At 74.0% G+C, this 14,108-nt stretch carries 10 protein-coding genes and 2 tRNA genes; 7 read left to right on the top strand and 5 right to left on the bottom strand.

The features are described 5' to 3' along the window. Positions 1 to 26: 26 nt before the first annotated feature. Positions 27 to 485 carry an Rrf2 family transcriptional regulator gene (locus FLM69_RS04740; protein WP_002858036.1) on the top strand — a complete coding sequence of 153 codons (459 nt, stop codon included), beginning with the start codon at positions 27 to 29 and terminating at the stop codon, positions 483 to 485. 94 nt (positions 486 to 579) lie between these two features. Beyond that, entirely contained in the window at positions 580 to 1,770 is a 1,191-nt protein-coding gene (locus FLM69_RS04735) for a globin domain-containing protein (protein ID WP_063189910.1), read from the top strand. Between the two features lie 68 nt (positions 1,771 to 1,838). On the opposite strand, the gene FLM69_RS04730 is transcribed toward FLM69_RS04735, so the two are convergent. Next, positions 1,839 to 3,683: a phosphoenolpyruvate carboxykinase (GTP) gene (locus tag FLM69_RS04730; protein WP_049147908.1), complete on the bottom strand. Its 1,845-nt coding sequence runs from the start codon at positions 3,681 to 3,683 to the stop codon at positions 1,839 to 1,841. A gap of 244 nt (positions 3,684 to 3,927) precedes the next feature. Here FLM69_RS04730 and FLM69_RS04725 point away from each other — a divergent pair. Continuing rightward, a tRNA-Arg gene (locus tag FLM69_RS04725) sits at positions 3,928 to 4,001 on the top strand. Positions 4,002 to 4,080: 79 nt separating this feature from the next. On the opposite strand, the gene FLM69_RS04720 is transcribed toward FLM69_RS04725, so the two are convergent. From FLM69_RS04720 to upp, 3 genes are all read right to left on the bottom strand, one after another. Next, a complete protein-coding gene (locus FLM69_RS04720) occupies positions 4,081 to 4,605 on the bottom strand; it encodes a histidine phosphatase family protein (RefSeq protein ID WP_002854135.1) in 525 nt (174 codons plus the stop codon). A 70-nt stretch (positions 4,606 to 4,675) separates the two neighbouring features. Continuing rightward, entirely contained in the window at positions 4,676 to 5,464 is a 789-nt protein-coding gene (locus FLM69_RS04715; protein ID WP_036316068.1) for a winged helix-turn-helix domain-containing protein, read from the bottom strand. A gap of 474 nt (positions 5,465 to 5,938) precedes the next feature. After that, a complete protein-coding gene (upp, locus tag FLM69_RS04710) occupies positions 5,939 to 6,574 on the bottom strand; it encodes a uracil phosphoribosyltransferase (protein WP_010079486.1) in 636 nt (211 codons plus the stop codon). Positions 6,575 to 6,657: 83 nt separating this feature from the next. Between upp and tadA the strand changes: the two genes are divergently transcribed. Both tadA and FLM69_RS04700 read left to right on the top strand, forming a co-directional pair. Further along, positions 6,658 to 7,164, top strand: a complete 507-nt coding sequence (gene tadA, locus FLM69_RS04705) for a tRNA adenosine(34) deaminase TadA (RefSeq protein WP_063189914.1) — start codon at positions 6,658 to 6,660, stop codon at positions 7,162 to 7,164. A 74-nt stretch (positions 7,165 to 7,238) separates the two neighbouring features. Next, a tRNA-Ser gene (locus FLM69_RS04700) sits at positions 7,239 to 7,329 on the top strand. 66 nt (positions 7,330 to 7,395) lie between these two features. On the opposite strand, the gene FLM69_RS04695 is transcribed toward FLM69_RS04700, so the two are convergent. Then, the gene (locus FLM69_RS04695) at positions 7,396 to 8,484 is read right to left on the bottom strand and encodes an alpha/beta hydrolase (RefSeq protein WP_063189916.1); all 1,089 of its coding nucleotides are present in this window, start codon (positions 8,482 to 8,484) and stop codon (positions 7,396 to 7,398) included. Positions 8,485 to 8,589: 105 nt separating this feature from the next. On the opposite strand from FLM69_RS04695, the gene FLM69_RS04690 reads away from it, so the two are divergent. Continuing rightward, entirely contained in the window at positions 8,590 to 9,048 is a 459-nt protein-coding gene (locus FLM69_RS04690) for a 23S rRNA (pseudouridine(1915)-N(3))-methyltransferase RlmH (RefSeq protein ID WP_181161581.1), read from the top strand. Further along, the gene (locus tag FLM69_RS04685; RefSeq protein ID WP_063189920.1) at positions 9,045 to 14,099 is read left to right on the top strand and encodes an ATP-dependent helicase; all 5,055 of its coding nucleotides are present in this window, start codon (positions 9,045 to 9,047) and stop codon (positions 14,097 to 14,099) included. The genes FLM69_RS04690 and FLM69_RS04685 overlap by 4 nt, the downstream gene beginning before the upstream one ends. Positions 14,100 to 14,108: the final 9 nt, after the last annotated feature.

Below are 14,108 nucleotides of genomic sequence, written 5' to 3'. Positions count from 1 at the left end.
CCGTGCACCGGTGGGATGATGGAGGAATGAAGCTGAGCGCCTACACCGACGTCTGCCTGCGTGTGCTGATGACGCTCGCGGCCGCCGAGGGGGAACGGCTCACCAGCCAGCAGATCGCGGACCGGATCCAGGTGCCCTACAACCACGTGATCAAGGCGGTTGCCGAGCTGCGCCGCCGCGGGACCATCGAGGTGCTGCGCGGTCGGCACGGCGGGGCCATGATCGCCGCGGCCGGTCTGGACCAGCGTGTGGGCGAGCTCGTGCGCTCGCTGAGCAGCCGCGACGAGGTGATCGACTGCGCCGGGCGCGACTCCGGGGTGGCGTGCCCCTACGCCGGCGACTGCCGCCTGCGCGGCGCCCTGCACCGCGCACGCGAGGCCTTCCTCGCCGAGCTCGACACCGTGCGGATCCGGGATCTGGTGAGCGCCGGGCCTGTCGGCGGGCCCGTGCTGCTGGGCCTGCCGGAGATCCCCGTGGCGCACTGAGGGAACGGGCCGGGGGCGAGTTCCCGACGGCGATGGCCGGGTGTAATCTGGCAAAATCAGCGCAAGATTCGCCACCGAGGAGACGGAGACCCCCGTGCTGTCCGAGAAGTCCCGCCCCGTCATCGAGGCCACCGCCGCCGTCGTCGCCGAGCACATGCCGGAGATCACACCCCTGTTCTACGCCCACATGTTCGAGGCCCACCCCAAGCTCCTCGACGGCGTCTTCTCCCGCGCCAACCAGCGCAACGGCGAGCAGGCACAGGCCCTGGCCGGGTCCATCGTGCACTTCGCCGTCCACCTGCTCGAGAACCCGGGCACCCTGCCCGAGGCCGTCCTGTCCCGCATCGCCCACAAGCACACCGCCCTCGGCATCGTCGAGGAGCAGTACCCGATCGTCTACGAGAACCTCTTCTGGGCCATCGGCGAGGTGCTCGGCGACGCCGTCACCCCCGCGGTGGCCGAAGCCTGGGCCGAGGTCTACTGGCTCATGGCCGACGCCCTCATCAAGATCGAGAAGGGCCTCTACGCCCAGCAGGCCAACGACAGGATGTGGACGGACTGGAAGGTCGTCGCGAAGGAGCCCACCGGCAACGCGGCCGTCACCTTCCGCTTCGAGCCGGCCGACGACACCCCGCAGACCCGCGGCAAGGCCGGCGGCTACGTGTCCGTACGACTGAAGGTCGAGGACGGCCTGCGCCAGTGCCGCCAGTACTCCCTCTCCGAGAAGGCCGGGTCCGCCACCGAGCGCGTCATCACCGTGAAGCTGGACGAGGGCGGCGAGGTCTCGCCCACGCTCATCCAGAGCGTGGAGGTCGGCGACGTCATCGAGCTGTCCAACCCCTACGGCGACATCACCCTCGAGGACGAGGACTCCACCGCTCCCCTGGTCCTGGCGACCGCCGGCATCGGCATCACCCCGGCCGCGGCGATCCTGGACACCCTCGCCCAGCAGGGCTCGGACCGCCAGGTCCTCTTCTTCCACGGCGACGCGTCCTGGGAGGCGGTGGCCCTGCGCGAACAGGTGACGGAGTCCCTGGCGGCGCTGCCGCACGGTGACGCCCGCCTCTTCCTCGGGGTGCGGCCCGAACAGGACCCCGAGGGCGTCACGACCGTCGAGGGTGTGATGCACTTCGACGACGTCGAACTGCCCCGCGACGGGCACTACATCCTGTGCGGCCCGCTCGCGTTCATGCAGTCCACCCGCTCGAAGCTGATCGACGCCGGCGTGCCCGCGACGTCCATCCGCTACGAGATCTTCGGCCCGGACCTCTGGCTCGCCGCCTGATCCGGCCCCGGAACGCGGAACGGCCCGCACCCCTCACGGGGTGCGGGCCGTTCCGCGTGCGGCGGGGCTCAGGCCTGGGCGAACCGGGCCTTCTGCGCCTCGAAGCGCTCGCGCACGACGGCGGGCAGCGACTCGCCGAACCGGCCGAGCCACTGCTCGATGAGCTCGTTCTCCTCGGCCCACTCCGCGGCGTCGACCTTGAGGGCGTCCTCGAGGTCCTCGGCCGACACCTCGATGCCGGACAGGTCGAGCGAGCCCGCGGCCGGCACGAGACCGATCGGGGTCTCCTCGGCCTCGGCCTTGCCCTCGAGGCGCTCCACGACCCACTTCAGGACGCGCGAGTTCTCGCCGAAGCCGGGCCAGGCGAAGCCGCCGTCGCGGTTGCGGCGGAACCAGTTGACCAGGTAGATGCGCGGCAGCTTCTCCGGGTCGGCCTTGCCGGACTCCCTGACCCAGTGGGCCAGGTAGTCGCCGGCGTCGTAGCCGAGGAACGGCAGCATGGCCATCGGGTCGCGACGCACGACGCCCACGGCACCGGCGGCGGCCGCGGTGGTCTCCGAGGAGAGGGTGGCGCCCTTGAGGATGCCGTCCTCCCAGTCGAAGGCCTCGGTCACCAGCGGAACGGTGGTCTTGCGGCGGCCGCCGAACAGGATGGCGTCCAGCTTCACGCCCCGCGGGTCGCGGTACTCGTCGGCCAGCATGTCCGTCTGCTCGATGGGCGTGCAGAACCGGGAGTTCGGGTGGGCGGCCGGGGTGCCGGACTCGGGCGTCCAGTCGTTGCCGCGCCAGTCGGTGAGGTGCTCGGGGACCTCGTCCGTCATGCCCTCCCACCACACGCCGCCGTCGTCGGTGAGGGCGACGTTGGTGAAGATGGAGTTGCCCTTGGAGATCGCGCGCATGGCGTTCGGGTTGGTGGACCAGCCGGTGCCGGGGGCGACGCCGAAGTAGCCGGTCTCCGGGTTGATCACGCGGAACTCGCCGTCCTTGCCGGCGCGGATCCAGGTGATGTCGTCGCCCAGGGTCTCGGCCTTCCAGCCCTCGATCGTGGGGTCGATGAGGGCGAGGTTGGTCTTGCCGCAGGCCGACGGGAAGGCGCCGGTGATGTGGTAGGACCGGCCCTCGGGGTTGGTCAGCTTGAGGATCAGCATGTGCTCGGCGAGCCAGGCCTCGTCCCGGGCCATCACGGAGGCGATGCGCAGCGCGTAGCACTTCTTGCCGAGCAGGGCATTGCCGCCGTAGCCGGAGCCGAAGGACCAGATGGAGCGCTCCTCGGGGAAGTGCACGATCCACTTGGTCTCGTTGCACGGCCACGGCACGTCCTGCTCGCCCGGCTCCAGCGGGGCGCCCACGGAGTGCACGGCCGGCACGTAGAAGGCCTGCTCGCGGGACATCTTGTCCAGCACGTCCTGGCCGATGCGGGCCATGATGCGCATCGACAGGACCACGTAGGCGGAGTCGGTGATCTCCACGCCGTACTTCGGGTCCTCGGCGTCGAGGTGGCCCATCACGAACGGGATCACGTACATGGTGCGGCCGCGCATGGCGCCGGTGAACGCGTCGTCGAGGATGCCGTGCATCTTCGCCGGGTCCATCCAGTTGTTGGTGAAGCCGGCGTCCTCCTCCTTCTCGGAGCAGATGAAGGTGCGGTCCTCCACGCGTGCGACGTCGGCGGGATCGGAGAACGCGGCGAAGGAGTTGGGGAACTTGTCCTCGGCCAGGCGGGTCAGGGTGCCCGCCGCCACGAGCTCGTCCGCGAGGCGGTCGCGCTCCTCCTCGGAGCCGTCGACCCACTGGACGGAGTCCGGCTGCGTCAGCTCTGCAATCTGAGCGACCCACTCGCGCAGCTGGGCGTAGTCCGTGGGCGCGTCCGCCAGGGCGCGATCCGCGAACGAGGTGGTGGCGTTGTCAGCCATGGTGGAGAGTCCTCCCATTGGGGTCCGGGGCCGTTCCGTCCCGTCCACTCCGATGCGTGCACCGCCGAAGCGCGCACCACATCGTTGTGGCCGCACGGTCCTGCCATGGTACCCGAGCCCGGCTATCATGGCCGCGCCCCCGCCACACCCCCGACACAGACCGCCGCAGACCGTCGATTTGCACTTCGCCGGAGAGGTCCTGTAGTGTTCTACGAGTTCGAGCCGCTCCGGCGGATCGGATGATGCGCCCATAGCTCAGCTGGATAGAGCGTCTGTCTACGGAACAGAAGGTCAGGGGTTCGAATCCCTTTGGGCGCACGATCGGAAGGCCCCGCTCCTGCTGGAGCGGGGCCTTCGTCATGTCGGCGCGCCTCTGCCACGCGCGCCGCCGCGGAGGTCAGCGCCCCGGAACCACGAAGTGCGTCAGGGCGGCGTCGCGGCCGTCGAGCTCGGCCCACGGCTTCTCCACCCGGAACACCTGCATCCCGAGCGTCGGGTAGTGCTCGCTCATGCGCAGCGCCGCGTCCTGGTCCGAGTCCAGGCTCATCAGCCGCATGCCCAGCTCCTGCACCCACGGCATGTGGCCCACCACCAGCAGCCGTCGCGTGGTCTCCTCCGTCTCGTTGACGACGGCCAGGGCCCGCGCCGCGTCGGCGCCGTAGAGCCGCGGGTCCAGGTAGGGCGTGGGTGCCAGCTCGCCCAGGCGCTCGCACACCCACACGCACGTCTGACGGGTGCGCAGCGCATCGGAGCACACGACGGCGTCCGGGACGAGGTCGTGCTCGCGGAGCCAGTCGCCGGCGGCGGGCGCCTGGGCGTGGCCTCGCTCGGCGAGCGGGCGGGCATGGTCGTCGGCCGCGTCGGGCCAGCCGGCCTTGGCGTGCCGGAGGACGATCAGGGTCTTCGCGTCGGCGGTGCTCATGCGGCCAGGCTACGGCGACGGCCCCCGCTCGGGTGAGCGGGGGCCGTCGTCGGACACGGGCGGGCGCGGGTCAGATGCTGTACTCCGGCGCCGCCCACACGACCACCTCGGGGTGGCGGTAGAAGCGGTAGCCCTGGCCGCGCACGGTGCGCACGGTGTTCGCGAGGCGGCCGAGCTTGGCGCGCAGGCGGCGGATGTGCACGTCGATGGTGCGCTCGTTGGGCACCTCGTCGGCGTTGCGCCACAGGGCGTCGAGCAGCTCCTCGCGGCCGACGGTGCGCTCGCCGTTCTCCACGAGGTAGTTCAGGAGCTCGAACTCCTTGAAGGTGAGGTTCAGCGACTCACCGTCCAGCTGCACCTCGCGCCGGGACAGATCGATCAGCACACCGGGCTGGCGCGTGGACACGGGGGCCGGCGCCTGCGCCAGGTCGGGACGGGTGCCGCCCTGCACGGTCGGGTCGCCGAGCACCTGGCGCACGACCTCGATGTCGCGGCCCTCCGCGCCGGCGGGGGCCAGGGCGACGGCGGCGTGCGACTCCGCCCCGGGGACGAGGGACTCCACGTAGTGGCGCAGCTCATTGGCCAGCCGCGTGAGGGAGGTGCCGGCGGCCGAGGCGGCCAGCTCGTCCATGCCCACGTAGATGACGAACCCACGGGCCTCGTTCTCCCGGGCCACCGCCTGGGGACCCGGGATGCCGTTCGGCGCCAGGACCGGCGTCGGCGCCGTCTGGGAGTCGGGGGCGTCGGTGCCACCGGCCAGGCGCAGGCCTGCGCGGGCCTGGCCTCGGCGGGACATGCCGTCGGCCCGGCGCTGCGCGTTGCGGACGGAGATGTGCACGTATCCGGCGGACTGACCCATGGCCACCACTCCTCTTTCGGCTCATGGCCCCTCCACCGCTCGGTCGGTGCGGCGGACGAGGCGTCACATGACAAGAATGTGACTTCACCGAGGGGACTGGCAAGTAACGTTCGCACTTTTGTCTCATTATTTGAGAAGAAGAGTCCTGAATGTGCTCAACATCACTATTCGCGGATCGGAATAGCGTCGCGCCGTCGCTCGGCTCGCCCGCGTGACTCTCTCATTGTTCAACAGGTGGGAGCGCGCCGCAGGACCAATGAGTATGCGGAATATTTATGCAGGAGACTGCCAGGTTTTCCATGTGACGCCATGATGACGGGTCACAGCGGGTCGTGACGTCCACTAGATGGACGACACATTGGCGGCCCCGCTTGACGTCCCCGCCGGAGACGCTCCCGTGAGACGACCACGGCCCCCGCCGGGTGGGGGCGGGGGCCGTGGTCGTCTCGTGGCGGACGCGGAGGTCCGATCAGGTCATTCCGCCAGACCGTAGAGCCGGTCGCCGGCGTCGCCGAGGCCGGGGACGATGTAGGACCGCTCGTCCAGGCGCTCGTCGACGGCGGCCAGGTACAGGTCCACCTCGACGTCGCCCAGCGAGGCCTCCAACCGCTCGATGCCCTCGGGCGCTCCGAGCAGGCAGAGGCACGTGACCCGCGCCGCGCCGCGCTGGTAGAGGAAGCGGATGGCCTCGATCAGCGTGCCTCCCGTGGCCAGCATGGGGTCCAGGACGAACACGTGACGCCCGGACAGGTCGGCCGGCAGCCGCTCCGCGTAGGTGACGATGTCCAGCGTCTCCTCATTGCGGGCCATGCCGAGGAACCCGACCTCGGCGGACGGCGCCATCTTGGTCATCCCCTCCAGCATCCCGAGCCCCGCGCGCAGGATCGGCACGACCAGCGGACGCGGCCGGGCCAGCCGGAAGCCGGTGGTCTCGGTCACCGGGGTCTCGATCCGCACCTCCTCCATGGCCACGTCGCGCGTCGCCTCGTAGGCGAGCAGCATCACGAGCTCCTCCGTGAGCTGCCGGAAGATCATGGACGGGGTCTTCTTGTCCCGCAGGACGCTGAGCTTGTGGGCCACGAGCGGGTGGTCGACGATGTGGACGCGCATGGCGCCCACGGTACCGCCCACGCGCGCCCCTGCGCCCGTCCCCGCGCCCGCGGGGGCGCCGACACCGCCGCTAGGCTGGCCGCGTGTCCGCCCCCGTCCCCTCCCCCGCGCCCACGGCCGAGCAGGAGCACGCGTGGATGGGCCTGGCACTCCGGGCCGCCCGCGTGGCCGGAGCGGCCGGCGACGTGCCGATCGGAGCCGCCCTCGTGGCCGGCGACGGGGCCGTCCTGGCCGTCGTCGGGAACGAGCGCGAGCAGCACCACGACCCCACCGCCCACGCCGAGGTCCTCGCGCTGCGCCGCGGGGCGGAGCTGCGGGCCGCCGCCGGGGCGGGCGACGGCTGGCGCCTGACGGACTGCACCCTCGTGGTGACCCTGGAGCCCTGCCCCATGTGCGCCGGTGCGCTGCTGCTGGCCCGCATCCCGCGCGTCGTGTTCGGGGCATGGGACCCGAAGGCGGGCGCGTGCGGCTCGGTGCTGGACGTGGTCCGCGACCCCCGCTTCAACCACCAGGTGCAGGTCCGCGCCGGCGTCCGCGCCGAGGAGAGCGCGGCGCTGCTGCGGGAGTTCTTCGCGGCACAGCGCGGCTGAACGCGCCCGCGCCCGACGACGGCGGGCGGCCGGTTTGGGCGCGCCGCCGCGGCTCGGGTAGGGTGTCCTGGTCTGGTGACGTGTCCGAGCGGCCGAAGGTGCAGCACTCGAAATGCTGTGTACGGTAACCCCGTACCGTGGGTTCAAATCCCACCGTCACCGCCAGATGTGCAGCCCGGGAGCCTCGTGCTCCCGGGCTTTCGCCATGCCGGGGCGGGTCCGGCCGCCGCCTCAGCGCGGCAGGACCGCGTCCAGGAACGAGGCCACCGCGGACCACGAGATGGAGGCGTGCACGGCGCTGGCCGGCACACCGGTGCGGAGCACCTCCGCGCTGCGGGTCTTCGCGGTCATCATGCCCAGGTCGTGGCCGCCCTCGGCCACCGAGTAGAACGCGGTGCGCAGTCCGGCGGCCTCGGCGGCCCGGTACAGCTCGAGGCTCTGTCCCCACGGGACCGTGACGTCCTTGCGCCCGTGGACGACCAGCAGGGGCGGCGAGTCCGGGCGCACGTGCGTGATCGGGGAGGCCAGCCGGGTCAGGCCGCCCGAGGCCAGGACGGGCACCCCCAGCATGTCCGACTTGGTGCTGCGGTCGTCGAGGTGGCAGTGCTTCAGCCGGTTCGCGCGGTTGTAGTCCGCGCACGCGCCCGGGAGCATCTGGCGGTTCATCGTCAGGAAGTCCGTGGGGCCGAAGAAGTCCACGATCGCGTGGACGCGGTCCTCCTCCGGGATCGCGTGGCCGCCGTCGGGCACCTCCCGGCCGGGCGGCGGCACCTGCTCGCGGTCCAGGTCCTGTCCGCCCGTGAGGCCGGCCATGAGGGCGTTCCAGCCGCCCGACGACGAGCCGGCCACGGCCACCCGCCCCGCGTCCAGCTGCAGGCCCGGGGCGTTGCGTCGTACCCAGCGGACCGCCGCCGTCGCGTCCTCCACCTGGGCGGGGAACGTGCCCTGCTTGGAGCTGCGCACCGAGAACGCGGCGACGGCGTAGCCGTGCGGGACCAGGCCGCGGGCGACGTCGACACCGTCGCTGTAGCCGCGATCGCTGCGCCAGCCGGAGCCCGCGTTCCACACGAGGACCGGGAACGGGCCCTGGCCCGGCGGCCGGTGCACGTCGATGCGTCCGGCGCGCCCGGGCAGGGCCGCGTACGTGTGCCCGGTGGAGCTGCGCATGCCGTACAGGGCCGTCGCGTTGGCGCCCAGCGGCCCGGCGGGCGCGCCGGCCAGGTCGGTGACGACGGCCACCCCGCCCACCGCGAGGGCGCCGACCCCGAGGCCGAGCGCGGCGCGGCGGGACACCCGCGGGGACCGTGCGGTCGACGTCATGGGCCCCCTTCCGGTGCGGAGCTAGGCACCCCGCCCCGGCGAGCGTAGCCGAGCGGCGGGGGCCGACCCCCGTACCGTGTCCGCGGCCGGTGCGATCATGGGGCCATGTCTGTTCGGGTGCTGGCCATCGGCAAGAAGCATGAGGCGTGGGTCGTCGACGGGATCGACCGCTACGAGCGGCGTCTCAAGAAGCCCTACGACCTCTCGTGGCGTCTGCTGCCGCACTCCGCGCGGCAGGAGGAGGCGGCGCGCACGGAGGAGTCGGACCGGATCCTGGGCGCGGTCGGCGCGGACGAGCACCTGATCCTGCTGGACGAGCGGGGGACGGCGTTCGACTCGCCGGGCCTGGCGCGGCACCTGCAGGGCCGGTTCGACGTCGGCGCCCCGGTGACGATGGTCATCGGAGGCGCGTACGGGGTGGACGCCCGGGTCCACGCCCGCGCGGACCGCGTCTGGTCCCTGTCCCCGCTCGTCTTCCCGCACCAGCTCGTCCGGCTGATCCTGGCGGAGCAGGTCTACCGAGCCCAGGAGATCTCCGCCGGCCGACCGTACCACCACGCATGAGCGGGCCCGCGGAGACCGCAGCGGGCACGGCCACTCCCGCGGCCGACGTCGTCCTGGGCCGGTTCACCGAACCCACGCGCGCCTGGTTCACGGGCGCGTTCGAGGCCCCGACGCCGGCCCAGCTCGGCGCGTGGGACGCGATCTCCTCCGGGCGGCACGCCCTGGTGATCGCGCCGACCGGCTCGGGCAAGACCCTCTCCTCCTTCCTCTGGGCGCTCGACTCGTTCGTGCGCGAGCCCGCCGCCGAGGGGACGGCGGCCACCCGCGTCCTCTACGTCTCGCCGCTGAAGGCGCTCGGCGTGGATGTGGAGCGGAACCTGCGGGCCCCGCTGGTGGGCATCACGCAGACCGCCGCGCACCAGGGCAGGCCCGTGCCGCGCGTCCGGGTGGGTGTGCGCTCCGGAGACACCCCGGCGGCCGAGCGGCGGCGCCTGCAGCAGGATCCGCCGGACATCCTCATCACCACGCCCGAGTCGCTGTACCTCATGCTCACCTCGCAGGCCCGCGCGGCGCTGACCGGGGTCCGCACGGTGATCGTGGACGAGGTGCACGCCGTGGCCGGGACCAAGCGCGGCGCCCACCTGGCCGTCTCCCTCGAGCGCCTGGACGCCCTGCTGGACGCGCCCGTGCAGCGGATCGGCCTGTCCGCCACGGTCGAGCCGGCCGCCGAGGTGGCCCGGTTCCTCGGCGGCACCCAGCCGGTGACGGTGGTGCGGCCCGCCTCGGCCAAGCGCTGGGACCTGACGGTCACGGTGCCGGTGCCGGACCTGACGGACCTCTCCTCCCCCGCCGCAGCCCACGACCTGGGGCCCGGCTCCTCGACGGGCGGGCTCGGTGACGAGGGCGCGGTGACGGGCGGGTCCATCTGGCCGCACGTCGAGGAGCGGATCGTGGACCTGGTGGCCGAGCGGCGCTCCACACTCGTGTTCGCCAACTCCCGGCGCCTGGCCGAGCGGCTCACCGGTCGGCTCAACGAGATCTGGGAGGCCCGCGCCGAGGCGGCCGCCGCGGCCGAGCACCCGGACGCCGTCCCCGGCTTCCGCACGCCGGACCCGACCGGCTTCCACGGCCCCGCCCAGGTGGCCGGGCAGACCGGCACCGGATCGGGCACCGTCTCCGACTTCGCCCGCGCCCACCACGGCTCCGTGTCCAAGGAGCAGCGCGCCATCGTCGAGGAGGCGCTGAAGACCGGCCAGATCCGCTGCGTCGTGGCCACGAGCTCGCTCGAGCTGGGCATCGACATGGGCGCGGTGGACCAGGTGATCCAGGTGGAGTCGCCGCCCTCGGTGGCCTCCGGTCTGCAGCGCGTGGGCCGCGCCGGCCACCAGGTGGGCGAGGTCTCCCGCGGCGTGTTCTTCCCCAAGCACCGGGGCGACCTCGTGGACACCGCCGTCGTGGCCGAGCGCATGACGGCCGGGCGCATCGAGTCGCTGCGGATCCCCGCCAACCCGCTGGACATCCTCGCCCAGCAGACCGTGGCCGCCGTCGCCGTCGCGGACCTGGACGCACAGGAGTGGTTCGACCTCGTGCGCCGGTCCGCGCCGTTCGCGACGCTGCCGTTCTCCGCCTACGAGTCCGTGCTCGACCTGCTGGCCGGCCGCTACCCCTCGGACGAGTTCGCCGAGCTGCGCCCGCGCATCCTGTGGGACCGGGAGAACGGCACGCTCGCCGCCCGCCCCGGCGCGCAGCGCCTCGCAGTCACCTCGGGCGGCACCATCCCGGACCGCGGCCTGTTCGGGGTGTTCCTGGCCTCCGACGGCGGCGCGGACGGCACCCCCGGCGGCGCGGCGGCCGGGGACACGGCCGAGTCGGCGGGCTCCGCGTCCGCGGGCTCGGCCCGCTCCGGCGGGCGCCGGGTCGGCGAGCTCGACGAGGAGATGGTCTACGAGTCCCGCGTGGGGGACGTCATCCTGCTGGGCGCCACGAGCTGGCGCATCGTGGACATCACCGCGGACCGCGTCCTGGTGCTGCCCGCCTACGGGCAGCCCGGCAAGCTCCCGTTCTGGCGGGGCGACGCCGCGGGCCGGCCGGCGGAGCTGGGCGACGCCGTCGGGCGCTTCCGCCGCGAGCTGGACGCGGACCCCGAGGCCGGCCGCACCCGCCTGGCCGCCGCGGGCCTGGACCCGTGGGCGCAGGACAACCTGCTGGCCTACCTGAAGGACCAGCGCGAGGCCACCGGGGTGCTGCCCACCGAGCAGACGCTCGTGGTGGAGCGGTTCACGGACGAGCTCGGCGACTGGCGCGTGGTGCTGCACTCCCCCTACGGCATGGCGGTGCACGCCCCGTGGGCGCTCGCGGTGGGGGCGCGGCTGGCGCAGCGGTACGGGCTGGAGACCGGCTCGGGCGCGGCGATGGCGGCCGACGACGGGATCGTGCTGCGCATCCCGCTGATGGACGCGGAGCCGCCGGGCGCGGAACTGTTCGAGTTCACGGCCGAGGAGCTGGACGAGATCGTCACGGCGGAAGTCGGCGGGTCCGCGCTGTTCGCGGCCCGGTTCCGGGAGAACGCGGCCCGGTCCCTGCTGCTGCCGCGCCGTGACCCCGGGCGACGGACCCCCCTGTGGCAGCAGCGGCAGCGGTCCGCGCAGCTGCTGGACGTGGCACGGAAGCACCCGCGGTTCCCCGTGATCCTGGAGACCGTGCGCGAGGTGCTCCAGGACGTCTACGACCTCCCGGCGCTCAAGGAGCTCGCGGGGCGGGTGTCCTCACGGGCCGTCCGGCTCGTGGAGGTCACGACGACGGCGCCCTCGCCGTTCAGCCAGTCCATCCTGTTCGGCTACATCGCCCAGTTCATCTACGAGGGCGACTCCCCGCTGGCCGAGCGCCGCGCCGCCGCGCTCTCCCTCGACCCGGCGCTGCTGTCCGAGCTGCTGGGCACGGAGGAGCTGCGCGAGCTGCTGGACGCCGGGGTCATCGCCGAGGTCGAGGCCCAGCTGCAGCGGCTCGCACCCGACCGGCGCGCCCGCGGGGCCGAGGGCGTGGCGGACCTGCTGCGCCTGCTGGGGCCGCTATCCGTGGCCGAGGCCGCGCGGCGCACACGGGCCGAAGGGGAGACGGAGGAGGCCGCGGACGAGGCCGCCGTCGCCGGGATGCTGGCGGAGCTCGAGCGCGCCGGCCGCGCGTTCCGCCTGCGCCAGGACGGGGTCGAGCGGTTCGCCGCCGTCGAGGACGCCGCCCGCCTGCGGGACGCGCTCGGCACGCCGATCCCCCACGGGGTGCCCACCGCGTTCCTCGACCCGGTCGACGACCCGCTCGGGGACCTCGTGGGCCGCTATGCCCGCACCCACGGCCCCTTCACCGCGGCCGAGGCGGGGGCCGCGCTGGGGCTGGGGGGCGCCGTCGTGCTCTCGGTGCTGCAGCGCCTGGCCACCGAGCGCCGCGTGAGCACGGGCGCGTTCCGGCCGGAGGGCACCCCCGGGGCCACCGGCCTGGACGCCGAGTGGTGCGACGCCGAGGTGCTGCGGCGGATCCGCATGCGCTCCCTCGCCGCGCTGCGCGCCGAGGTCGAGCCGGTGGACCAGGCCGCGTACGCCCGGTTCCTCGCCGACTGGCAGCACCTGCGGCCGCGGGCGGGGCGCGACGGGGCCTGGCGGCCGCCGGCCACGCTCGAGGGCGTGGACGGGGTGGCCACCGTCCTGGACCAGCTGGCCGGCACGCCCCTGCCCGCGAGCGCGTGGGAGTCCCTCGTGCTGCCCGCCCGCGTGCGGGACTACGCCCCCGCCCTGCTCGACGAGCTGCTGGCCACGGGCGAATACGTGTGGTCGGGCGTCGGGGAGGCCGCCGGCAACGACGGCTGGGTGGCCCTGCACCCCGCCGACGCCGTGGACCTCACGCTGCGCCTGCCCGAGCCCGCCGAGGCGACGCCGGCCGACGCCGCCCTGCGCGCGGCCGTGCTGGAGGTGCTCGCCGGCGGTGGGGCCTGGTTCTTCCCGCAGCTCGTGGAGCGGGTGCGGGCGGCGCAGGCGGCGGGCGACGACGGCGACGCGGGTGGCGCAGGCGGGGCGGGCGGGCCCGACCCGCACCGCGACCCGGCCGACCTGGCCCGCGGCCCCGCGGTGCTGGGCGCGCTGTGGGGCCTGGTGTGGGACGGCCGGGTCGGCAACGACACGTTCGCCCCCGTCCGCGGCCTGCTCTCGCTCGGCAAGACCGCGCACCGCACCGGGCGGCAGACGCCGCGGGCCCGCACCGCGCGGACGGGCGGGGCCGCGGGGGCGGCGGCCGGGCGCGGGCTCGGCGGACGGCTGGCCGGGGTGCGCGGGCGTGGCCGGTACGCGGGGCTCGCCTCGCCCGAGGGCGGCGCCCGGGGCTCGGCCGGTCTCACGGCGGGGACCGTCGGGCTCTCGGCCGCCGAGCAGGCCCGCTCGGCCGGCCGCTGGTCCCTGCTGCCCGCCGCCGAGCAGGACCCCACGATCCGCGCCCACGCCACCGCCGAGCTGCTGCTGGACCGGTACGGCGTGATCACGCGCGGCTCCGTGGTGGCCGAGGAGGTCCCCGGCGGGTTCGCGGGGCAGTACCGGCTGCTCACCCGAATGGAGGACGCGGGCCAGGTGCGCCGCGGCCACTTCGTCGACGGGCTGGGCGGCGCGCAGTTCTCCACCGGCGCGGTGGTGGATCGGCTGCGCGGGTTCCAGCGGGACGAGGAGGACGCCGCCGTCGACGCCGCCCCGCTCGCCCTCGCCCTGGCCGCGACGGATCCGGCGAACCCCTACGGCGCCGCGCTGGACTGGCCGTCCGTGCCGGCCGGGCCGGACGGCGTCGTGCCCACGGGCCATCGCCCGGGCCGGAAGGCGGGCGCCGTCGTCGTGCTGATCGCGGGGCGGCTGGCCCTCTACATGGAGCGTGGCGGGCGCACGCTGCTCGCGTTCACGGAGGAGCCGGGCGAGCTGCGGGCCGCGGCGGAGGCGCTCGTGTGGGCGCTGCGCACCGGCCGCACCGAGCGGCTGAGCCTGGAGAAGGTCAACGGCGGGCCCGTGCTCGGCACGCCGCTGGCCGAGGCGCTGCTGGCCGCGGGGTTCTACTCGAGCCCATCGGGCATTCGGTTCCGGAACTGAGAACCCACG

This window comes from Micrococcus sp. R8502A1, from assembly GCF_006704135.1.
GTDB lineage: Bacteria > Actinomycetota > Actinomycetes > Actinomycetales > Micrococcaceae > Micrococcus > Micrococcus luteus.
This window is presented reverse-complemented; position numbering and strand designations above follow the sequence as displayed.